Source organism: Geobacillus sp. GHH01 (assembly GCF_000336445.1).
Lineage (GTDB): Bacteria > Bacillota > Bacilli > Bacillales > Anoxybacillaceae > Geobacillus > Geobacillus zalihae.
The window spans coordinates 967,009-986,915 of record NC_020210.1; the positions used below are offsets into that span (position 1 = coordinate 967,009).

At 53.2% G+C, this 19,907-nt stretch carries 24 protein-coding genes; 15 read left to right on the top strand and 9 right to left on the bottom strand.

Annotation, left to right across the window (positions count from 1 at the left end):
* The first annotated feature begins 23 nt into the window (after positions 1–23).
* Both GHH_RS04895 and GHH_RS04900 read left to right on the top strand, forming a co-directional pair.
* On the top strand, positions 24–266 hold the full coding sequence (locus GHH_RS04895) for a YkuS family protein (RefSeq protein WP_011230551.1): 243 nt from the start codon (positions 24–26) through the stop codon (positions 264–266).
* Positions 267–434: 168 nt separating this feature from the next.
* Positions 435–1,097, top strand: coding sequence for a TrkA family potassium uptake protein (locus tag GHH_RS04900; RefSeq protein ID WP_013145901.1), 663 nt, complete (start codon positions 435–437; stop codon positions 1,095–1,097).
* Between the two features lie 71 nt (positions 1,098–1,168).
* Here the strand turns inward: GHH_RS04900 and rnjA are convergent, their stop codons facing one another.
* From rnjA to GHH_RS19625, 3 genes are all read right to left on the bottom strand, one after another.
* Entirely contained in the window at positions 1,169–2,836 is a 1,668-nt protein-coding gene (rnjA, locus tag GHH_RS04905; protein ID WP_011230553.1) for a ribonuclease J1, read from the bottom strand.
* A complete protein-coding gene (locus tag GHH_RS04910; protein ID WP_013145900.1) occupies positions 2,833–3,048 on the bottom strand; it encodes a DNA-dependent RNA polymerase subunit epsilon in 216 nt (71 codons plus the stop codon). Before GHH_RS04910 ends, rnjA begins: the two co-directional genes overlap by 4 nt.
* A 146-nt stretch (positions 3,049–3,194) precedes the next feature.
* On the bottom strand, positions 3,195–3,329 hold the full coding sequence (locus GHH_RS19625; protein WP_014195339.1) for a hypothetical protein: 135 nt from the start codon (positions 3,327–3,329) through the stop codon (positions 3,195–3,197).
* 176 nt (positions 3,330–3,505) lie between these two features.
* On the opposite strand from GHH_RS19625, the gene GHH_RS04915 reads away from it, so the two are divergent.
* Positions 3,506–4,288 carry a Cof-type HAD-IIB family hydrolase gene (locus GHH_RS04915; protein WP_015374335.1) on the top strand — a complete coding sequence of 261 codons (783 nt, stop codon included), beginning with the start codon at positions 3,506–3,508 and terminating at the stop codon, positions 4,286–4,288.
* Positions 4,289–4,340: 52 nt separating this feature from the next.
* Here GHH_RS04915 and def read toward each other — a convergent pair whose 3' ends face one another.
* Positions 4,341–4,895, bottom strand: a complete 555-nt coding sequence (gene def / locus GHH_RS04920) for a peptide deformylase (RefSeq protein ID WP_011230557.1) — start codon at positions 4,893–4,895, stop codon at positions 4,341–4,343.
* Positions 4,896–5,422: 527 nt separating this feature from the next.
* Here def and pdhA point away from each other — a divergent pair.
* From pdhA to GHH_RS04945, 5 genes are all read left to right on the top strand, one after another.
* Positions 5,423–6,532: a pyruvate dehydrogenase (acetyl-transferring) E1 component subunit alpha gene (gene pdhA / locus GHH_RS04925; RefSeq protein ID WP_013523311.1), complete on the top strand. Its 1,110-nt coding sequence runs from the start codon at positions 5,423–5,425 to the stop codon at positions 6,530–6,532.
* 3 nt (positions 6,533–6,535) lie between these two features.
* Positions 6,536–7,513: a pyruvate dehydrogenase complex E1 component subunit beta gene (gene pdhB, locus GHH_RS04930; RefSeq protein ID WP_011230559.1), complete on the top strand. Its 978-nt coding sequence runs from the start codon at positions 6,536–6,538 to the stop codon at positions 7,511–7,513.
* 72 nt (positions 7,514–7,585) lie between these two features.
* Entirely contained in the window at positions 7,586–8,890 is a 1,305-nt protein-coding gene (locus GHH_RS04935) for a dihydrolipoamide acetyltransferase family protein (RefSeq protein ID WP_015374336.1), read from the top strand.
* A gap of 4 nt (positions 8,891–8,894) precedes the next feature.
* Complete coding sequence (lpdA, locus tag GHH_RS04940; RefSeq protein WP_013145896.1) at positions 8,895–10,307, top strand: dihydrolipoyl dehydrogenase; 1,413 nt, start codon at positions 8,895–8,897, stop codon at positions 10,305–10,307.
* Positions 10,308–10,569: 262 nt separating this feature from the next.
* A complete protein-coding gene (locus tag GHH_RS04945) occupies positions 10,570–10,812 on the top strand; it encodes a hypothetical protein (RefSeq protein ID WP_011230562.1) in 243 nt (80 codons plus the stop codon).
* Positions 10,813–10,837: 25 nt separating this feature from the next.
* Here the strand turns inward: GHH_RS04945 and GHH_RS04950 are convergent, their stop codons facing one another.
* Positions 10,838–11,218, bottom strand: a complete 381-nt coding sequence (locus tag GHH_RS04950) for a DUF1885 family protein (RefSeq protein ID WP_013145895.1) — start codon at positions 11,216–11,218, stop codon at positions 10,838–10,840.
* A 197-nt stretch (positions 11,219–11,415) separates the two neighbouring features.
* On the opposite strand from GHH_RS04950, the gene GHH_RS04955 reads away from it, so the two are divergent.
* A complete protein-coding gene (locus GHH_RS04955) occupies positions 11,416–11,541 on the top strand; it encodes a GapA-binding peptide SR1P (protein ID WP_041470435.1) in 126 nt (41 codons plus the stop codon).
* Between the two features lie 114 nt (positions 11,542–11,655).
* Here the strand turns inward: GHH_RS04955 and GHH_RS04960 are convergent, their stop codons facing one another.
* Positions 11,656–13,128, bottom strand: a complete 1,473-nt coding sequence (locus GHH_RS04960; protein ID WP_011230565.1) for an aminotransferase class I/II-fold pyridoxal phosphate-dependent enzyme — start codon at positions 13,126–13,128, stop codon at positions 11,656–11,658.
* 157 nt (positions 13,129–13,285) lie between these two features.
* Here GHH_RS04960 and GHH_RS04965 point away from each other — a divergent pair, with 157 nt between their 5' ends.
* The 3 genes from GHH_RS04965 (at position 13,286) to GHH_RS04975 (ending at position 15,593) form a co-directional block, all read left to right on the top strand.
* Positions 13,286–14,245, top strand: a complete 960-nt coding sequence (locus GHH_RS04965; protein ID WP_015374337.1) for a nitronate monooxygenase family protein — start codon at positions 13,286–13,288, stop codon at positions 14,243–14,245.
* Between the two features lie 232 nt (positions 14,246–14,477).
* Positions 14,478–14,693, top strand: coding sequence for a hypothetical protein (locus tag GHH_RS04970; protein WP_013145893.1), 216 nt, complete (start codon positions 14,478–14,480; stop codon positions 14,691–14,693).
* Between the two features lie 105 nt (positions 14,694–14,798).
* Positions 14,799–15,593, top strand: coding sequence for an inositol monophosphatase family protein (locus GHH_RS04975; protein ID WP_013523314.1), 795 nt, complete (start codon positions 14,799–14,801; stop codon positions 15,591–15,593).
* Positions 15,594–15,643: 50 nt separating this feature from the next.
* Here GHH_RS04975 and GHH_RS19120 read toward each other — a convergent pair whose 3' ends face one another.
* Positions 15,644–15,814, bottom strand: a complete 171-nt coding sequence (locus GHH_RS19120; protein ID WP_014195347.1) for a DUF5325 family protein — start codon at positions 15,812–15,814, stop codon at positions 15,644–15,646.
* Positions 15,815–16,335: 521 nt separating this feature from the next.
* Between GHH_RS19120 and typA the strand changes: the two genes are divergently transcribed.
* The 3 genes from typA to GHH_RS04990 all read left to right on the top strand — a co-directional run bounded on the left by typA (position 16,336) and on the right by GHH_RS04990 (position 18,857).
* Positions 16,336–18,180, top strand: coding sequence for a translational GTPase TypA (gene typA, locus GHH_RS04980; protein WP_013145890.1), 1,845 nt, complete (start codon positions 16,336–16,338; stop codon positions 18,178–18,180).
* A 90-nt stretch (positions 18,181–18,270) separates the two neighbouring features.
* A complete protein-coding gene (locus tag GHH_RS04985) occupies positions 18,271–18,579 on the top strand; it encodes a YlaH-like family protein (RefSeq protein WP_011230571.1) in 309 nt (102 codons plus the stop codon).
* Complete coding sequence (locus tag GHH_RS04990) at positions 18,576–18,857, top strand: hypothetical protein (protein WP_013145888.1); 282 nt, start codon at positions 18,576–18,578, stop codon at positions 18,855–18,857. Before GHH_RS04985 ends, GHH_RS04990 begins: the two co-directional genes overlap by 4 nt.
* 59 nt (positions 18,858–18,916) lie before the next feature.
* On the opposite strand, the gene GHH_RS04995 is transcribed toward GHH_RS04990, so the two are convergent.
* Positions 18,917–19,117 (bottom strand): YlaI family protein, encoded by a 201-nt coding sequence (locus GHH_RS04995; RefSeq protein ID WP_013145887.1) that lies wholly within the window; start codon positions 19,115–19,117, stop codon positions 18,917–18,919.
* Between the two features lie 161 nt (positions 19,118–19,278).
* The gene (locus GHH_RS05000) at positions 19,279–19,878 is read right to left on the bottom strand and encodes a YhcN/YlaJ family sporulation lipoprotein (RefSeq protein WP_013145886.1); all 600 of its coding nucleotides are present in this window, start codon (positions 19,876–19,878) and stop codon (positions 19,279–19,281) included.
* Between the last annotated feature and the right edge of the window lie 29 nt (positions 19,879–19,907).

Consider the following 19,907-nt stretch of genomic DNA (forward strand, 5'->3'; position numbering starts at 1 on the left):
TGAGTGTGAGGAGGTGGATTGTGATGGCGAAAATTGGTGTTGAGCCATCGTTGACGGATGTACAGGAAGCGTTGAAAGAGCGAGGATATGACGTTGTGCCGCTCCGAGGGGAGCAAGACGCAAGAGGCTGCGACTGCTGCGTCATTACCGGCCTGGACGCCAATATCGCCGGCATTCACAACATCGTGACGTCCGGTCCGGTCATTGAAGCGAGCGGGCTCACCGCAGAAGAGATTTGCCAAAAAGTCGAAGAAAAACTTCGCTGATGACGAACGTTCGGACTGTGTGCGCTGGCAGCCCGTTTTTGGCGAAATGGCGAAATCGCATAGCGTAAAGGAATGGTGGAAAAGGAACGAAGAACGTTTTCGTTCCTTTTTCTTTTTTGCTAAAATAAGGGGAAGAAACAATGCTTGATCAACGATGGAGGAGTGTCAATGAAAAAGAAACAGTTTGCCGTCATCGGCCTCGGGCGCTTTGGCGGCAGCATCTGCCGGACGCTGAGCGAACAAGGGATGGAAGTATTGGCCATTGATATTGATGAAGACCGGGTAAACGAATTTGCGTCGATCGCTTCGCACGCCGTCGTCGGCGACACGACCGATGAAAACGTGCTGAAAAGTTTAGGCATCCGCAACTTCGACCATGTCATTGTCGCGATCGGCGACAACATCCAGGCGAGCATTTTGACGACCCTGATTTTAAAAGAGCTCGGCGTCAACCATATTACGGTCAAGGCAACGAACGATTACCATGAGAAAGTGCTGAAAAAAATCGGCGCTGATCAAATCGTGCATCCAGAGCGCGACATGGGCGAGCGGATCGCTCACAATTTGATTTCCAACAACGTCCTAGATTATCTGGAGCTGTCGGACAAATACAGCATTGTCGAAATCGTGGCAAGCGAGCGGCTTGACGGCCATTCGCTTTTGGAGCTTGACATCCGCGCCCGCTATGGCATCAACATCGTCGCCATCAAGCGTGGAGCAAGCGTCATCGTCTCCCCGCTCGCTTCGGAAATCATCCGCAAAGGCGACGTGTTGGTCGTCATCGGCGCTGACAGCGACATTGACCGGTTTGAGGAAAAAGTGGTCGGTTGACGGCTGGCAGGCGGCCTGTGCATGATGATGACGGAAAAAGGGCATCCTTTTGCAAGGACGCCCTTTTTTCTTTAGATTTCCATGATGATCGGCAAAATCATTGGCCGCCGTTTCGTCCGCTCGTACAAGAACGGAGCGAGCGTTTCCGTAATTTCGTTTTTGATCTCCGACCATTGGTTCGTTTTCCGTTCCAGCACTTTTTCGAGATGCTTGGAGATCAACACTTGCGCTTCGCTGATTAAGTCACCTGACTCACGCATATAGACGAAGCCGCGAGAAATAATGTCCGGGCCGGCGGCGATTTTGAACTCTTTCATGTTGATGCTGACGACGACAATCACGAGCCCTTCCTCAGACAAAATGCGGCGGTCGCGCAAGACGATGTTGCCGATGTCGCCGACACCGCTGCCGTCGATGTAGACGGAGCCGGACGGGATCTTGCCGACGATGCGCGCTTCTTTGTCGCTGATGCCAAGCACTTCGCCGTTGTCCATAATAAAGCAGTTTTCCTCCGGCACGCCGCAGTCGATGGCGAGCTTGGCGTGCATTTTTTGCATGCGGTATTCGCCGTGGATCGGCATGAAATATTTCGGCTTCATCAGCCGGATCATCAATTTTTGTTCTTCCTGCCCACCGTGGCCGGACGTATGGATGTCGTTGAGCGGGCCATGGATGACTTCTGCACCGGCGCGGTACAGCATGTTGATTGTCCGGTTGACGCTCACCGTGTTGCCCGGAATCGGCGATGAGGAAAAGACGACCGTGTCGCCCGGGATGATTTGAATTTGCCGGTGCGTGCCGTTGGCGATGCGCGACAAGGCGGCCATCGGCTCCCCTTGGCTGCCGGTGCATAAAATCGTCACCCGGTTGGCCGGCAGGCGGTTGATTTCGTTCGCGTCGACGAACGTGCCTTTCGGACATTTGATATAGCCGAGGTCTTGTCCGATCTCAATCGCCGCTTCCATGCTTCGACCGAAGACAGCGATTTTTCGGTTGTTGGCGACGGCTGCTTCCGTCACCTGTTGGAGACGGTGGATGTTGGATGCAAATGTGGCGAAAATGATGCGTCCTTCCACCTTGCGGAAAATGTCGTGAATGCTTTCACCGACGCGCCGCTCCGACATCGTAAAATGCGGGATCTCGCTGTTCGTGCTGTCCGACAGCAGGCAAAGAACTCCCTCTTTCCCAATTTCGGCCATTTTTGTCAAATTGGCCGGCTCGCCGACCGGCGTAAAGTCGAATTTAAAATCCCCAGTGTGAACGATTTGCCCGACTGGCGTTTTCACAACAATACCGTAGCTGTCCGGAATGCTGTGTGTCGTCCGGAAAAAGGTGACGGCCGTTTTTTGGAAGCGGATGACATCGTCTTCGCGAATCTCAATGAGTTTCGCTTGGCGCAACAATCCATGTTCCTCAAGCTTATTGCGAATCAGCCCAAGCGCTAATTTGCCGCCGTAAATCGGGATGTTCACCTGCCGGAGCAAATACGGAATGCCGCCGATATGGTCTTCGTGCCCGTGGGTGATGAACAGTCCTTTCACTTTGTCCGCGTGCTTCACTAAATAGGAGTAGTCTGGAATGACATAGTCGATCCCAAGCAGCTCATCTTCCGGAAACTTAATGCCTGCGTCAATGACAATGATTTCGTCTTGGAATTGTACGCCGTATGTATTTTTTCCGATTTCACCCAGTCCGCCGAGGGCAAAAACGCCAACTTGCTGGTCTGTCAACAGCTTCATGATGAAATCTCCAATACTTGAAAGTTCGGGCTTTTCTTTTCGTATTCTAGATGCGCTCCCTCTAACGGCTGAATATACTCAATATTGATCGGACGGCCTTCGAGTTTTCGGCGTACATCCCGCTCTGATTCTGCTTCGATGTAGAGTGTTTTCGTTTTTTCTCTCACGGGCACCTCGTCTGCGTTTTCTTGGTAAAACACTTTGAAAATCATCGTGAAATCTCTCCTTATCGTACAATGGTTGCTCTATCTATTATATAAGAATGTAACGTTCTTTTCATGTATTTTGTTGCCAAAAGCAAAAAACAGGCGTGAGATGTGCCGACGATATGCATCATCTTTGATGAATGTTGCCCGCTTTATTCGCCAAAGTGGGAAAGAAGCCCTTCGAATGGAAGGGCTGTTGTTGTAACGGTCAGGCGATCAATTTTTTCCGGAGCAGGTCTTTCCACTGTTGAAGCAGCTTTTTTTTCAGCTTTTTCAACATGTTTCATCACTCCTTACCTTTTATTGTACTCATTTTGCGGTGAAAGTAAATGTTCTATTCTATATGATATGTAGGCGGAGGTTTGTTTTTCATGGGTAAAAATGGGACAGATCGTGCCTCTTGGTTGACATTCCGGGCGTTTTTCAGTACGGTAAACAATGAACAATTTTTTTACAAGGGGAAGTGAACGTGGGCAGAAAAATCGTCTTTTTCGACATCGACGGCACGCTTCTTGATGAGCAAAAGCAGCTGCCGTTGTCAACGATCGAAGCGGTTCGCCGCCTGAAGCAGTCGGGCGTTTATGTCGCCATCGCCACCGGACGCGCTCCGTTTATGTTTGAGCATGTGCGCAAACAGCTTGGCATCGATTCGTTCGTCAGTTTCAACGGCCAATACGTCGTTTTTGAAGGGAATGTGCTATACAAGCAGCCGCTCCGGCGCGAGAAAATCAGGGCGCTGACGGAGGAAGCCCACAAAAACGGCCATCCGCTCGTCTTTATGGATGCGGAGAAAATGAGAGCGAGCATCAGCGACCATCCGCACATCCACGTCAGCATGGCGAGCCTAAAATTCGCCCACCCGCCTGTCGACCCTCTTTATTATGAGAACAAAGACATTTACCAAGCGCTTCTGTTTTGCCGCGCCGAGGAAGAAGAACCGTATGTGCGCAACTATCCCGAATTTCGCTTCGTCCGTTGGCACGACGTCTCGACGGATGTGCTGCCGGCAGGGGGCTCGAAGGCGGAAGGCATCCGCATGATGATCGAAAAGCTCGGGATCGATAAGAAGGATGTGTACGCGTTCGGCGATGGATTGAATGATATTGAAATGCTGTCGTTTGTCGGAACCGGGGTGGCGATGGGCAACGCCCATGAGGAAGTGAAAAGGGTCGCCGACTTCGTTACGAAGCCGGTCGATAAGGAAGGCATTTGGTACGGATTGAAACAGCTGCAGCTCATCCGATAAAAAGCGGCCTTGGCCTTTTCGGCGAGGCCGCTCGCCATTGACAGCGGGCTTTTTAGCGCCCGATTGGAATCGCTCCGTCCGGCACTTGAAACGGGTCATCGGGGTTGATGCGGTCATAGAACATAATGCCGTTTAAATGATCGATTTCATGTTGGAAGACGATGGCCGGCAACCCTTTTAAGCGCAGTGTGACTTCTTCGCCGTCGATCGTCGTCCCAGTGACCGTGATGCGGGCATAGCGCGGCACATACCCCGGCACGTCGCGGTCGACCGACAGGCAGCCTTCCCCGGTCGTCAAGTAACATTGCTGGACGGAATGGCTGACGATTTTCGGATTGAACAAGGCGTAGCTGTACAGCGTCCCGTTTTCATCGGTGACATGGACGGCGATCATCCGCTTTGAGACGTTGATTTGCGGGGCGGCAAGGCCAATGCCGGGCCGCAGGCCGTATTTCGCTGCCAGCTCCGGGTCTTGGCTCATTTTCACGTAGTCAAGCAAGCTTTGCAAAATGCGCTTATCTTCCTCTGAAGGCGGCAACGGAACGGGTTCGGCGATTTTCCGCAATGTCGGATGCCCCTCTTTGATGATGTCCTTCATCGTGATCATTCGCTTCGTTCACTCCCTACGTTTGGCATCGCTGTCTATCGTTTAGTCTAACAAAATGAGCATCGATCGTAAATAAAAACGCAACCGCACGAATATATTATTCGAGTATAAGGAAAACAATAAGACAAATTCGAGAAAACGTTTTCATTATCTTGTCAAGCCACTGTGTGTTTTGTATTTTGTGAAAATATAATACAGGACTCATACAGATGGTGAGGGATGTAATATAACAGTTTGTGGGCGGAATATTACCAATTCCAATTTCACCCAAAAGATAAAGCGAAAAAACATGAGAAATCAAAGTCGTTGACGGTTGATCCAAGAACGTGTAAACTAAAACTTGCAAATGCGTATTGTACTAATTCAATCTTGAAAAATAGTGAAACAGATTTCGGCGCCTTTGTTGCTTGCGTTGGCGCCGGATGGCGGCCGTTTTTTATTTCTCTTTCATTTTGGGTACATTAATAGTATATGGGTGAATGTATTCTCATTTCTAAAATTTCTCATGAAAGGCAGAGGTGGATGACATGGGTGTGAAAACCTCCCAGTTTCGATTTGCGGAGCAGCTCGAGAAAGTAGCCGAGCAGTTTCCGACGTTTCAAATTTTGAATGAAGAAGGCGAAATCGTCAACGAAGAGGCGATGCCGGAGTTAAGCGATGAGCAGCTGAAAGAGCTGATGCGCCGCATGGTGTATACGCGCATCCTCGACCAGCGCTCCATTTCGTTGAACCGCCAAGGCCGACTCGGGTTTTACGCGCCGACCGCCGGGCAAGAAGCGAGCCAAATCGCCAGCCATTTTGCGCTTGAGAAAGAAGATTTCATTTTGCCGGGATATCGCGACGTTCCGCAAATCATTTGGCACGGGCTTCCGCTTTATCAAGCGTTTTTGTTCTCGCGCGGCCACTTTCATGGCAATCAAATTCCTGAAGGCGTCAACGTCTTGCCGCCGCAAATTATTATCGGGGCTCAATACATTCAAGCGGCCGGCGTGGCGCTCGGTTTGAAAATGCGGGGCAAAAAGGCGGTGGCCATTACATATACCGGCGATGGGGGCACATCGCAAGGCGACTTTTATGAAGGGATCAACTTCGCGGGGGCGTTTAAGGCACCGGCCATCTTTGTTGTGCAAAACAACCGCTTTGCCATCTCGACGCCAGTGGAGAAGCAAACGGTCGCCAAAACATTGGCGCAAAAAGCGGTCGCTGCCGGCATTCCGGGCATTCAAGTCGACGGCATGGATCCGCTTGCGGTCTACGCCGCGGTGAAAGCAGCCCGCGAACGCGCCATTAACGGCGAAGGGCCGACGCTCATCGAAACGCTTTGCTTCCGCTACGGTCCGCACACGATGTCCGGCGACGATCCGACGCGCTATCGTTCGAAAGAACTCGAAAACGAATGGGCGAAAAAAGACCCGCTTGTCCGCTTCCGCAAGTTTTTAGAAGCGAAAGGTTTATGGAGCGAAGAGGAAGAAAACCGCGTCATCGAGCAGGCGAAAGAGGACATCAAGGAAGCGATCAAAAAAGCGGACGAAACGCCGAAACAAAAAGTGACCGACTTAATCAGCATCATGTTCGAAGAGCTGCCGGCGAACTTAAAAGAGCAGTATGAAATTTATAAAGAGAAGGAGTCGAAGTAAGCCATGGCGCAAATGACAATGGTTCAAGCGATCACCGATGCGCTGCGCATCGAGATGAGAAACGATCCGAACGTGCTGGTGTTTGGCGAAGACGTTGGGGTCAACGGCGGCGTATTCCGGGTGACCGAAGGGCTGCAAGCTGAGTTTGGCGAAGAACGTGTGTTTGATACGCCGCTGGCCGAATCGGGAATTGGCGGTTTGGCGATCGGCTTGGCTTTGCAAGGGTTTCGCCCGGTGCCGGAAATTCAGTTTTTCGGGTTCGTCTATGAGGCGATGGATGCGATTTGCGGACAAATGGCGCGCATCCGCTACCGCACTGGCGGCCGCTACCATGTTCCGATTACGATTCGTTCGCCGTTTGGGGGCGGCGTCCATACGCCAGAATTGCACTCAGACAGCTTAGAAGGACTCGTCGCCCAACAGCCGGGCTTGAAAGTCGTCATCCCGTCGACGCCGTATGATGCGAAAGGATTGCTCATCTCGGCGATCCGCGACAACGACCCGGTTATTTTCCTTGAGCATTTGAAACTGTACCGTTCGTTCCGACAAGAGGTGCCGGAAGGAGAGTACACAATTCCGATCGGCAAAGCAGACATTAAGCGTGAAGGGAAAGACATTACGATTATCGCGTACGGGGCCATGGTGCATGAATCGTTAAAGGCGGCGGCAGAATTAGAGAAAGAAGGCATTTCTGCCGAAGTCGTCGACTTGCGCACCGTGCAGCCGCTCGATATTGAGACGATCATTGGTTCGGTCGAAAAAACGGGCCGCGCCATCGTCGTTCAAGAAGCGCAACGGCAAGCCGGCATCGCCGCCAACGTCGTTGCTGAAATTAACGAGCGCGCGATTTTAAGCCTTGAGGCGCCTGTATTGCGCGTCGCCGCGCCGGATACCGTCTATCCGTTCGCTCAAGCAGAATCGGTGTGGCTGCCGAACTTTAAAGACGTGATCGAGACGGCGAAAAAAGTGATCAACTTCTAATTTGGACAAGTCCGGGGGAGCGAAGCGCCTTCCCCCGCTCATTTTCGGCAAACGATAGGAGGTCGACCTACAGTGGCATTTGAATTTAAGCTGCCGGACATTGGCGAAGGCATTCACGAAGGCGAGATCGTCAAATGGTTCGTCAAGCCGGGCGATGAAGTGAACGAAGACGACGTGTTGTGCGAAGTGCAAAACGACAAAGCGGTCGTCGAGATCCCATCTCCTGTCAAGGGGAAAGTGCTTGAGATTCTCGTCCCGGAAGGAACGGTGGCGACGGTTGGGCAAACGCTCATTACGCTCGATGCGCCGGGCTATGAAAACATGACGTTTAAAGGACAAGAACACGAAGAAGTGAAAAAAGAGGAAAAAGCGGAAACGGTGTCGAAAAAGGAAATGGTTGAGACCGCTGCTCCGAGCGCACCGGCGGCCGAAGCGGAAGTCGACCCGAACCGCCGCGTCATCGCGATGCCGTCTGTGCGCAAATATGCGCGTGAAAAAGGCGTCGATATCCGCCTCGTCCAAGGCACGGGGAAAAACGGCCGCATTTTGAAAGAAGATATTGATGCCTTCCTCGCCGGCGGCGCGAAAGCCGCGGCTGAGCCGACGCCGCAAGCGGCGGAAGAGAAGGCAGCGCCGCAAGCGCCAGCGGCGAAACCGGTTATGCCGGAAGGCGAATTCCCGGAAACGCGCGAGAAAATGAGCGGCATCCGTCGGGCGATCGCCAAGGCCATGGTGCATTCGAAACATACGGCCCCGCACGTGACGCTGATGGACGAAGCCGATGTGACGAAGCTTGTTGCTCACCGAAAAAAATTCAAGGCCATTGCCGCGGAAAAAGGCATCAAGCTGACGTTCTTGCCGTATGTCGTCAAAGCGCTTGTTTCTGCGCTGCGTGAATATCCGGTGCTGAATACGTCGATCGACGATGCGACGGAGGAAATTATTCATAAGCATTACTACAACATCGGCATCGCCGCTGATACGGATCGAGGGTTGCTCGTGCCGGTCATTAAACATGCCGACCGGAAGCCGATTTTCGCGCTGGCGAAGGAAATCAACGAACTCGCTGAAAAAGCGCGCGAAGGCAAACTGATGCCAAACGAAATGAAAGGCGCATCGTGCACGATCACGAACATCGGCTCAGCCGGCGGGCAATGGTTTACGCCGGTCATCAACCATCCGGAAGTGGCGATTCTTGGCATCGGCCGCATTGCCGAAAAACCGATCGTCCGCGACGGTGAAATTGTCGCTGCTCCGGTCTTGGCGCTCTCGCTCAGCTTTGACCATCGGATGATCGACGGAGCGACAGCGCAAAAAGCGCTCAACCATATCAAGCAGCTGTTAAGCGATCCAGAATTATTATTAATGGAGGCGTAAAACGATGGTAGTTGGCGATTTTGCAATTGAAACAGAAACGCTCGTCGTTGGCGCCGGCCCTGGCGGCTATGTCGCCGCCATCCGCGCCGCACAGCTCGGCCAAAAAGTGACGATTGTGGAAAAAGGAAATTTGGGCGGCGTCTGCTTAAACGTCGGCTGCATCCCGTCCAAGGCGCTCATCTCGGCAAGCCATCGCTACGAGCAGGCGAAACATTCCGACGAGATGGGCATCAAGGCGGAAAACGTCACGGTTGATTTCTCGAAAGTGCAAGAATGGAAAGCGAGCATCGTCAAAAAATTGACGGGCGGCGTCGAAGGACTTCTCAAAGGCAACAAAGTCGACATTGTCAAAGGGGAAGCGTACTTCGTCGACGCCAATACGGTGCGCGTGGTCAACGGCGACAGCGCGCAGACGTATACGTTTAAAAACGCGATTCTGGCCACCGGTTCGCGTCCGATCGAGCTGCCGAACTTCAAGTTTTCCGGCCGCATTCTCGACTCGACCGGTGCGCTCAACCTCGGGGAAATCCCGAAATCGCTCGTTGTCATCGGCGGCGGCTACATCGGCATCGAACTCGGTACGGCTTACGCCAATTTTGGTGCGAAAGTGACGATTCTGGAAGGGGCCGGTGAGATTTTATCCGGCTTTGAAAAGCAAATGGTGTCCATCATTAAGCGCCGTCTGAAGAACAAAGGGGTCGAAGTTGTGACGAATGCGCTCGCAAAAGGAGCCGAAGAGCGTGCAGACGGCGTGACGGTCACGTATGAGGCGAACGGCGAAACGAAAACGATCGACGCCGACTATGTGTTGGTGACGGTCGGCCGCCGACCGAATACAGATGAACTTGGTCTTGAACAAATCGGCATCAAAATGACGAACCGCGGCTTGATTGAAGTGGACCAACAATGCCGGACAAGCGTGCCGAACATTTTCGCCATCGGCGACATCGTTCCAGGCCCGGCGCTCGCCCATAAAGCGTCGTATGAAGGGAAAGTGGCGGCGGAAGCCATCGCCGGCCATCCGTCGGTAGTGGATTACATCGCCATTCCGGCTGTAGTCTTCTCCGATCCAGAATGCGCCTCGGTCGGCTACTTTGAACAACAGGCGAAAGAGGAAGGCATCGACGTCATTACGGCGAAATTCCCGTTTGCCGCCAACGGCCGCGCTCTGTCACTCAACGATACGGACGGCTTCTTGAAGCTTGTCGTCCGCAAAGAAGACGGCGTTGTGATTGGAGCGCAAATCATCGGCCCGAACGCCTCGGATATGATCGCCGAGCTTGGGCTGGCCATTGAAGCCGGCATGACGGCGGAAGATATCGCCTTGACGATTCATGCCCATCCGACGCTTGGCGAAATCGCCATGGAAGCGGCGGAAGTGGCGCTTGGCACGCCGATTCATATCATTGCGAAGTAACGGAAAACGAAGGTGCCCCAAACACAGCGGGGCACCTTTTTCCTGCGGTGCAATAAGCAGGAAACATCATCCAGAAGCAAGATGATTGGCAGAAAAGAAATGAATCTGCGGCGGCAGCTGTATGTTCGCCTGTTGCTGCGCCCGGTCGACAGTCTTTTGTCCAAAGGAGCGGCCTGGTCCATTTCTTGTCCAATTTCCCATACTATTTTCCGCTCTCGCTTCATATCGTTATGGTAAAGAACAAGCGGGAGATGGAGTTGAAATGAAAGCTTACGTTGCATTTTTGATGCAGATGATGATTTGGAGCAGTTTCTCATTGATCGAGTGGCTGTCAGGAAGAGACCGCCTGTTTTTCCGCGGGCTGATGCTGTGCATCTTTATGTACATCGCGTTTTTGCTGGCCCGCCAGCTCGGCTTGGCGACGCGCAAGGCGGCGCTGACGACGATTGGGACGGCGGCGGTGTACTTTGCCGGTCAGCATGTCATTTGGCAGGCCGTTCAATAAAAAACAGCGGTCGAATGCCCGCTGTTTACGCGCTGCCAAACACCATCGTCCGGCCGCTGAACAAGTGCAGTTCACCGCCGAGCGTTTTCGCCAGCCATTTGCTGAATTCATTGGCCTTCCCTTTATCCCCATGCGTCGCCCCCGGCGGCAGTGCGATGTCAATGAATGTCTCTTCTCCAGCTGTTCGCACGGAAATCGCCATCCCTTTGTACAAACGGCCGTCGCCTTGCAAGTAGAGAACGGATTCGTGTATGCGGACCGTATACGGGAAAGCGGCCTGTTCATACGCCCAACCAAGCTGTTCCCCTGTCTTTTTGAGCGCCATCTGGTAGCGCTCGAGCAGCTGTTTGACGTCCTCGATGGTCATCGTTTTCCCCGCAGGCAGCTTTAGATCGGTGTTCATCATTCCTTCCCCTCCCACCATTTCCATTGCGTCTTTATCCTTATTGTACCATATGTTGGCGGACAATAAATGGAAAAAGAGCGGTTTCAAAAAAGTTCTTTTTTATTAAATGTGATATACAAATTAGGATTGACAATTGAAATGTGATATATTATTATGAAATCAACAAGCGAATTTATCATCACAAAGGGGTTTTGGGGATGGGCACGATCGTATGTCAAACGTGTGATGCGACGATTGCGTATTTCGAAGATGAAAAAGTGACAACGCTTTATGGGAAATGTGATGGCTGCGAGCATGACCATGAGGGCGGAGAAAAAGAATAAAACGGTCAAACCGATGGGGGAAAGGAACGGATAGAGGCGCGCATGTCGACAAGTCACATGCGCGCCGTTTATTTTGGCAAAAAAGCACAAGCCAGGCAAAACCGGCTTGTGCGATCAGCGGATCGGTTTATATTCCTTAATGACGCGCAACGTCTGCAGCGTGTCGTCTTCCGGCCCTTGGACAGGGAGGCCGGCAGCCAAGTTCGTCTCAATATACTTCAAGTTTTCTTCCGTGATGATTTCGCCTGGAATAAAAATTGGAATGCCAGGCGGATACACCATCACAAATTCGGCGATGATTCGGCCGGCCGATTCGTGAAACGGCACGACTTCCGTTTCGGCGTAAAACGCATCGCGCGGCGTCAAGGCTAAGGCCGGGATGTCCGGAAGGAGCACTTTCGGCTTGATCCCTTTCTCTGCCTGATGGCTGAACTGCTTCGACAAGCGGCGGAGCGCTTCAACGAGCAGGCTCGCCTCCCGTTCGGTATCGCCCGGGGTGATGATGCACAAAATGTTGTATAAATCGGAAAGCTCGACTTCAATGTTGTACGTTTCGCGCAGCCACCGTTCGACGTCATGGCCGGTCAGCCCGAGCTCTTTAACCGAAATGATGAGCTTTGTCGGATCGTAGTCGTACGTTGCTTCCGTGCCTAAAATCTCTTCGCCGACGCAGTACAAATATGGAATCTCGTTGATTTGCCGGCGCGTCCAGTCGGCGAGTCGAATGGCTTTGTCGATGAGTTCACGCCCTTTCGTCGCCAACTGTTTGCGGGCGACATCAAGCGAAGCGAGCAACAAGTACGACGTTGAAGTCGTCGTCAGCATGCTTAAAATCGCCTGCACGTGTTTCGCGGAGACGAGTCCTTCGCGCACATTCAAAATCGAGCTTTGCGTCAGCGATCCGCCGAGCTTATGGACGCTTGTCGCCGCCATATCGGCGCCCGCTTGCATCGCTGAGAGCGGCAAGTCCTCATGAAAATGAATGTGCACGCCGTGCGCTTCGTCGACAAGCACCGGAACGTTGTACGAGTGGGCGATATCGACGATTTTTTTCAAATCGCCGGCAATGCCAAAGTACGTCGGGTTGATGACGAGCACCCCTTTGGCGTCCGGGTGCTGGCGGAGCGCTTTTTCCACTGCTTGCGGCGTAATGCCATGGGAAATGCCAAGCTCCTTGTCGATTTCGGGATGAATGAAAATCGGCGTCGCTCCAGAAAAGACAATGGCCGACATGACCGATTTATGGACGTTGCGCGGCACGATGATTTTATCGCCCGGCCCGGCGACCGACATGACCATCGTCATGATGGCGCCGCTCGTTCCTTGCACGGAAAAAAACGTATAATCGGCGCCGAACGCTTCGGCAGCGAGCTCCTGCGCCCGTTTGATCATCCCTTTTGGATGGTGCAAGTCATCGAGCGGGCTGATGTTGATTAAATCAATCGCCAAGGCGTTGTCTCCGATGAAAGCGCGAAACTCCGGATCCATGCCGGCCCCTTTTTTATGGCCGGGAATGTGAAATTGAACCGGATTTTTTTTCATATGCTCCAACAAACCGGTAAACAATGGTGTCTCGAGTTGCGACAATGGTTTTTCACACCTCTTTATCTCGAGGATAAAACAAGTGCATTATAGCATGGATTTTTCCGTTTGCAAAGAAGAAATGAATGGACGCTGAAAAAGGAAAACAGCGGTTCAAGAGAGAAATAAAAGAAAGACAAAGCAAAAAGGGGGCGTTATCGAAATGAAATGGAGAACGAGGGTGACAGAGCTGCTCGGCATTACATATCCGATCATTCAAGGGGGGCTCGCTTACTTGGCGTACGCTGATTTGGCCGCAGCGGTCTCGAACGCCGGTGGGCTCGGACAAATTACGGCGATGTCGCTCGATGGACCGGAGCAACTGCGCGAGGAAATCCGCAAGGTGAAGGAAAAAACCGATCGGCCGTTCGGCGTCAATTTCGCCATTGGCCAGCACGGCCGCCCGTTTGCTCATATGCTTGAAGCAGCGCTTGATGAGGGGGTGCCGGTCGTTTCGGTCACCGGCGGCAATCCGGCGCCGTTTTTTGAACAATTGAAAGGAACGAACGTGAAAAAGCTCGTGCTCGTTGCCGCCGTCCGCCAGGCAGTGAAAGCAGAGGAGCTCGGTGCTGATGCGGTGATGGTCGTCGGTCAGGAAGGGGGCGGGCATCTCGGCAAATACGATACTGGCACGTTCGTCCTTATTCCGAAAGTCGTTGACTCCGTATCGATTCCGGTCATCGCCTCGGGCGGCATCGCCGATGGACGCGGGTTGATGGCGGCATTGGCGCTTGGAGCGGAAGGGATTGAGATGGGAACGCGGTTTATCGCCACGAAAGAATGCGTTCATGCTCATCCCGCATATAAAGAAATGATTCTCAACGCCACCGAAAACGATACGGTCATCATTAAACGGTCGCTCGGGGCGCCAGGGCGGGTGCTGGCCAACGCCTGGGCGGAAAAAATATTGGAAATCGAGCGCCAAGGCGGTACGTATGATGATTTAAAAGAATATATTAGCGGAGAAGCGAACCGGCGCTTCATTTACGAAGGAAAGGTGGACGAAGGATTCGCTTGGGCCGGGCAGGCGATCGGGCTCATTCACGACGTTCCGTCCGTCGCTGAGTTGTTTGCCCGCATGATGGAAGAGGCGGAACAAATTCGGCGCCGTTGGGCAAACTAACGGTGGAGGTGGAACAATGGGTTATTCCTATCCATTTTCCTACGACTGGTCAACACAAGAAATCATTGATGGTCATAGTTCCCCTGGGATTATCGCTGTGGTATCATTCGAGCCACAACGGAAGCGCGGTAGGTAAACGCACAAATTAGTTGCATACACCCCTTTTTCCACATAATATAATATAAAACAAAATGAAGCAGCACATTCGTGACGGGCGCCGGAAGTTTAGCGGATGATCGAGAAAGGGGTGCGGACGAATATGAAAAAAACCGCCAATTCGCTGAAGCGACCAGATGGAGACAAACGCATGGCGGTGTTGCGGCTCGAACTCGATTACGAATTAGCGACGCTGTACGAGGCCATGATGGAAAACGATGAAGAAAAGAAAAAAGAGTGCAAACGGCGGCTTGAAAAGCTGCGCCAAGAACTGATGCGCCTTCAAGTATGATTCTGATTCAAGGCGAACCATCTTTCCGGTTCGTTTTTTTCTTGAGCCGCATCCGCCCCCGTTCCGGTTGCGATCTATACATAACCGAAGGCAGGAGGAATCAATATGGCAGAAAAATGGGAAGAAATCGACCGATACGCCCGGCAATGGATCGACGAAGCAGGAAAGCGCATCCGCGCCTCGTTTGCCAAACAGCTGACGGTGGAAGCGAAAGAGAACCCGAACGACTTAGTGACGAATGTTGACCGCGCCATTGAGCAGTTTTTCGCCGAGCACATCCGTCGCCAGTTCCCTAGCCACCGCCTGTTGGGGGAAGAAGGATTTGGCGACCGGATCGATGCCTTGGACGGCGTTGTTTGGGTGATTGACCCGATCGACGGCACGATGAATTTCGTTCATCAGCGGCGCCATTTTGCTGTATCGATCGGCATTTTTGAAGATGGCATCGGGCAGCTCGGCTACGTGTATGACGTCGTGTTTGACGAACTGTATGCGGCGCAAAAAGGGCGGGGGGTGTTTTTGAACGGGGAGCCGCTCGGCCTCCTGCAGCCCGCGCCAGTGGCGGAGTCGATCATCGCCATCAACGGGACATGGCTCATGGAAAACAAGCGCCTCGACCATCGCCCGCTCATGAGGCTGGCGAAAGAGGCGCGCGGCACGCGCTCGTATGGTTCAGCGGCGCTTGAGCTCGCGTATGTTGCCGCCGGCCGTTTGGACGCCTACATTTCGCCGCGCCTGTCGCCGTGGGATTTCGCCGGCGGGATGATTTTGATTGAAGAAGCGGGCGGAATGGTGACGACCCTTGACGGGAAGCCGCTGGATCTGCTTGGCCGCAATTCGGTGCTTGCTGCGAAACCTGGGGTGCACGAAGAAATTTTGCGGCGCTATCTTCACGATTGATGAGGCGCGAGATCGCGAAAACGGGACAAGCATCCAGCTTGTCCCGTTTTTCAACGCGTCCGTTTTTTATGGGCGAACCCGGCGCCCATGGCGGCGATCAAGATGACCGTGGAAGCGGCGATGCCGATCAAACTTTGCTCGGCGATGAAGACGCCGATCGCCATGATGGCGGCGACGGCAAGAATGGCGAGCAACAGCGGTACAGGCTCGATCCGTTTCATCCTATTTCGCGCAGGAGACTCCCACTTCAACGACCAAAGGGAGTAAGTGGGAGAGGAATGCGCGTTCCCCCTTTCTTTTGTATATGATAGAATAAAGGCGTGGAGAAAACCGTTCAATAAAGGCACTCCAATAGCTGCTACTCGATGTATGGAGTTGGTTGCAGGAAACGTTGCAACCGTCAAACATCGAGCGTAGGTCCGTCTGTTGTGTGTGGAAGCCAAGTACTGCCAACAGACACACCGAGAGAATCGGCAACGATGCAGGCATGACCTGCGTCGTTGGGCAGTCGTCAACCTGCCCCCTGATGCAACCCCAAGTCAAGGAAGGAGGACGAAGTCCGTTTGCACTTCTGGGGAGTGGCAAGCCCCCACTTCAAGCGTTCGCGAAGTGGGGGTAGTTGACTGGGTTGACTCCTTTCTGGCAAAGTGGGCGTCTTTTTCTAGTGTACAGGAAAACATGCCGATTTTCTATCGGTTGTGATATAATAGACAAGCAGTTTGCCGAACAGGAGTGACCGACATTGACGAACAAACGAATCGATCTCCGCAATATCGCGATCATCGCTCACGTCGACCATGGGAAAACGACGCTCGTTGATCAGCTGCTTCGGCAGTCAGGGACGTTCCGCGAAAACGAACAAGTCGCGGAGCGGGCGCTTGACCGCAACGATCTGGAGCGGGAGCGCGGCATTACGATTTTGGCCAAAAACACGGCTGTCTTGTATAAAGGAACGCGCATCAACATTTTGGATACGCCGGGACACGCTGATTTCGGGGGGGAAGTGGAGCGGATCATGCGCCTTGTCGACGGCGTCTTGCTTGTTGTCGATGCGTATGAAGGCTGCATGCCGCAGACGCGGTTTGTGCTCAAAAAAGCGCTTGAGCAGCAGCTTGTGCCGATCGTCGTCGTCAACAAAATCGACCGCGAATTTGCTCGGCCGGCGGAAGTCGTTGATGAGGTGCTCGACCTGTTTATCGAACTTGGTGCTTCTGAGGAGCAGCTCGAGTTTCCAGTCGTGTACACATCGGCGCTGCGCGGGACGGCAAGCCTCGATCCGGATCGCCAGGACGGTGACATGACCGCCTTGTTTGAGACGATCATCGAGCATATTCCGGCGCCGGCGGACAACCGCAACGAACCGTTGCAGTTTCAAGTGGCGTTGCTCGACTATAATGAATATGTCGGACGCATCGGCATCGGCCGCATTTTCCGCGGCACGATGAAAACAGGCCAGCAAGTCGCTCTTTTAAAGCGCGACGGTGCCGTCAAGATGTTTCGTGTCACGAAGCTGTTTGGTTTTATTGGGTTGAAGCGGATTGAGATTGAAGAAGCGCACGCTGGCGACATCGTCGCGGTCGCCGGGATGGAGGACATCAATGTCGGTGAAACGGTTTGCCCGCCCGATCATCAAGAGCCGCTGCCGCCGCTTCGCATCGATGAGCCGACGCTCAAAATGACGTTTCTCGTCAACAACAGCCCGTTTGCGGGGCGCGAAGGCAAATACGTGACGGCGAGAAAGCTGGAGGAGCGGCTTCGCACCCAGCTGGAGACGGATGTCAGTCTGCGCGTTGAGCCGACCGAGTCGCCGGATGCGTGGATTGTCTCCGGCCGCGGGGAGCTTCATTTGGCGATTTTGATTGAAAGCATGCGCCGCGAAGGATACGAACTGCAAGTATCGAAGCCGGAAGTCATTCTAAAAGAGATTGACGGTGTCACGTGCGAGCCGATCGAGCGGGTCGTCATGGACATCCCGGAGGAATATACGGGAGCGATCATGGAGTCGCTCGGCAGCCGCAAGGGCGAGCTCGTCGATATGGTGCACGGCGACAACGGGCAAGTGCGTCTCGTCTTCCTTGTGCCGTCGCGTGGCTTGATCGGCTATCGGAGTGAATTTATGTCGTTGACGCGCGGATATGGAATTTTAAACCATTCGTTTGACCATTATGCCCCCGTGCAGCCTGGCGCAATCGGCGGCCGCCGCCAAGGGGTGCTCGTCTCGATGGAAACCGGAAAGGCGACGGCTTACAGCATCATGCAACTTGAGGATCGCGGCACCATTTTTGTTGAGCCGGGCACTGAGGTGTACGAAGGGATGATCGTCGGCGAGCATAACCGCGAAAACGACCTGGTCGTCAACATTTGCCGCGAAAAACATGTCACCAACATGCGTTCATCGACGAAAGAACAGACGGTGACGATGAAAAAGCCGCGTCTGTTGACGCTTGAAGAAGCGCTCGAGTATTTGAATGATGATGAATATTGTGAAGTGACGCCAGCCTCGATCCGGTTGCGCAAAAAAATCTTGAATAAAAGCGAGCGTGAAAAGGCGGAGAAGAAAAAGAAAGCGGTTGAGCAGGCGAAATAGCCGGAAGCGCCATGCGCGCGTCTTTGGTTTGCGAACAATCGAAAACGCCTTGGAGAAGGGCGCTATTAGGATGAACGGGAGGGGAATGGTGTGAATGTGCTCGAACGGCTCACGTTTTTCGCCTCGCTTTATAAGGTGCACGATCATCCCGAGCGCGGTATGTGGCTATTGTATGTGACAGTGTTGCTGCTTGCTGCGCTTGTGTATCGACTCGGCTTTGCCCGGCGCCTGCCGCTGTTGAAAAACGTCATCATTTACGTTTTGCTGGCGCTTGGCTGCACGGTTTTGACCTTTTTTGCTGTCTTTTTGCCGGTGGCAGAAGGATTGGCCGTCGCCGCCCTCGTATTAATCATTTATAAAGTGCGCCTGAAGCAGGCGAAAGAGGGAGAAAAGTCATGAAATCCGTGCAGGATGCCCTTTATAACTGGCTGACGATCCACATCGTCGCCAAAGCCCGTCCGCACGATGCGGCGGCGCGCGATACGGCCTCGTTTTTCCGCGCCATCTTGGAAAACGACTTTGGTGTGACGGCCGTAGACGCCGTCAAAGATGAAACGAATGGGCAATACATCGTCGAATATGTGCGCGGCGGGGAAACAAGGGCGGCGTGTTTCCCGCTTGAGCTGGCTGAGGCGATGTGGCGGCAGATCGAAGCCGAACCGGAAAAGTATGGATGATGACAACCAAAAAGGCGCGGAAAAGCGATCGCTCTTCCGCACCGTTTTTTTTTGCGGGATCACCAATCATCGTCTGCGCGGCGGCCGCGATAGAAGCGGAACTTTCCTGTTGCCAGCCGCTGTTTCGTTTTTTCGGTGATGCGGTCGTGGCATTCGCGGCACATGTACGTGTGGATCGGGCGGTTGCGCAGCCGCTTGGCGAGCGGCGATTCATCGTCGATCGTATCGATTTGGTCGCAAAGCACGCATTTGACTCTCATTGTTCACCTCAATACATCCAAACGCGAAATGGTAGAGTGTTCTTTCGTTCCCATTATACCACATTTCCCGCCATCGTTTGTTGATTCAAATGCATTTCACTCCCGCTTTCCTCGGAAATGAGCCGCGCTTTCTGTTCCATTATAACCCACACAGAAACCGTTTATCGATTTAAATGTTCATTCGATTGCTTGTTTTGCTGTTCGTTCAGTTGCCGCTCCTCCCGTTCGTTCAGCTGTCCGTCATTTTCTTCGGTCGGCTTCGGCGTCGTTTCAAATAGGTCGCTTGGCACTTCCGGCATCACTCGTCCGACGATGTCGGCGATTTCGTTCATGAACGCTTGCACCGGCCTCCCCTCATCGATTTGCCGGCCGATGTTGCGCACGCGGGTGTAAAGATCTGGGTCAGCGACAATAATAGCGTTCGCACCGTACGGATCTTTTTGCAATGCTTCGGCGACGGAATATTTGATGGTGCCGACGCGTGAGGCATCCATATTGGCGCCGACGTCAATGCCGACGATGGCATATTTGCCGACGACGATCGCGGCGGCATTGTGAACGTTTGGAACACGGTCGGCGATTTCTGCAAGCCGGCGGGCGATCTCTTGCCCGGATTTGTTCTCGACGCGTTCATCGACCGTATTTTTGACGCGCACGAGTGAACGATTGGGCTCGTTCGCTTCATGATCGTTTCCAAACGTGCAGCCGCTGAAAATCAAAAGGGGAAGGAAGAAAACGGCGAGCCAGCAGTTTCTCTTCATAATGGGCCACCTCGACTTTTTTTCTTTAG

Excerpts from the sequence above, each read along its gene's own strand:
- GHH_RS04975 (WP_013523314.1), top strand. The coding sequence starts at position 14,799 with ATGGCAGAAAAATGGGAAGAAATCGACCGATACGCCCGGCAATGGATC.
- pdhA (WP_013523311.1), top strand. The coding sequence starts at position 5,423 with ATGGGTGTGAAAACCTCCCAGTTTCGATTTGCGGAGCAGCTCGAGAAA.
- GHH_RS04995 (WP_013145887.1), bottom strand. The coding sequence starts at position 19,117 with ATGAGAGTCAAATGCGTGCTTTGCGACCAAATCGATACGATCGACGAT.
- rnjA (WP_011230553.1), bottom strand. The coding sequence starts at position 2,836 with ATGAAGCTGTTGACAGACCAGCAAGTTGGCGTTTTTGCCCTCGGCGGA.
- def (WP_011230557.1), bottom strand. The coding sequence starts at position 4,895 with ATGATCACGATGAAGGACATCATCAAAGAGGGGCATCCGACATTGCGG.
- GHH_RS04955 (WP_041470435.1), top strand. The coding sequence starts at position 11,416 with ATGGGCACGATCGTATGTCAAACGTGTGATGCGACGATTGCGTATTTC.
- GHH_RS04990 (WP_013145888.1), top strand. The coding sequence starts at position 18,576 with ATGAAATCCGTGCAGGATGCCCTTTATAACTGGCTGACGATCCACATC.
- GHH_RS04970 (WP_013145893.1), top strand. The coding sequence starts at position 14,478 with ATGATCGAGAAAGGGGTGCGGACGAATATGAAAAAAACCGCCAATTCG.
- GHH_RS04895 (WP_011230551.1), top strand. The coding sequence starts at position 24 with ATGGCGAAAATTGGTGTTGAGCCATCGTTGACGGATGTACAGGAAGCG.
- GHH_RS04950 (WP_013145895.1), bottom strand. The coding sequence starts at position 11,218 with ATGATGAACACCGATCTAAAGCTGCCTGCGGGGAAAACGATGACCATC.
- GHH_RS19625 (WP_014195339.1), bottom strand. The coding sequence starts at position 3,329 with ATGAAACATGTTGAAAAAGCTGAAAAAAAAGCTGCTTCAACAGTGGAA.
- GHH_RS04965 (WP_015374337.1), top strand. The coding sequence starts at position 13,286 with ATGAAATGGAGAACGAGGGTGACAGAGCTGCTCGGCATTACATATCCG.
- lpdA (WP_013145896.1), top strand. The coding sequence starts at position 8,895 with ATGGTAGTTGGCGATTTTGCAATTGAAACAGAAACGCTCGTCGTTGGC.
- GHH_RS19120 (WP_014195347.1), bottom strand. The coding sequence starts at position 15,814 with ATGAAACGGATCGAGCCTGTACCGCTGTTGCTCGCCATTCTTGCCGTC.
- GHH_RS05000 (WP_013145886.1), bottom strand. The coding sequence starts at position 19,878 with ATGAAGAGAAACTGCTGGCTCGCCGTTTTCTTCCTTCCCCTTTTGATT.
- pdhB (WP_011230559.1), top strand. The coding sequence starts at position 6,536 with ATGGCGCAAATGACAATGGTTCAAGCGATCACCGATGCGCTGCGCATC.
- GHH_RS04945 (WP_011230562.1), top strand. The coding sequence starts at position 10,570 with ATGAAAGCTTACGTTGCATTTTTGATGCAGATGATGATTTGGAGCAGT.
- GHH_RS04900 (WP_013145901.1), top strand. The coding sequence starts at position 435 with ATGAAAAAGAAACAGTTTGCCGTCATCGGCCTCGGGCGCTTTGGCGGC.
- GHH_RS04910 (WP_013145900.1), bottom strand. The coding sequence starts at position 3,048 with ATGATTTTCAAAGTGTTTTACCAAGAAAACGCAGACGAGGTGCCCGTG.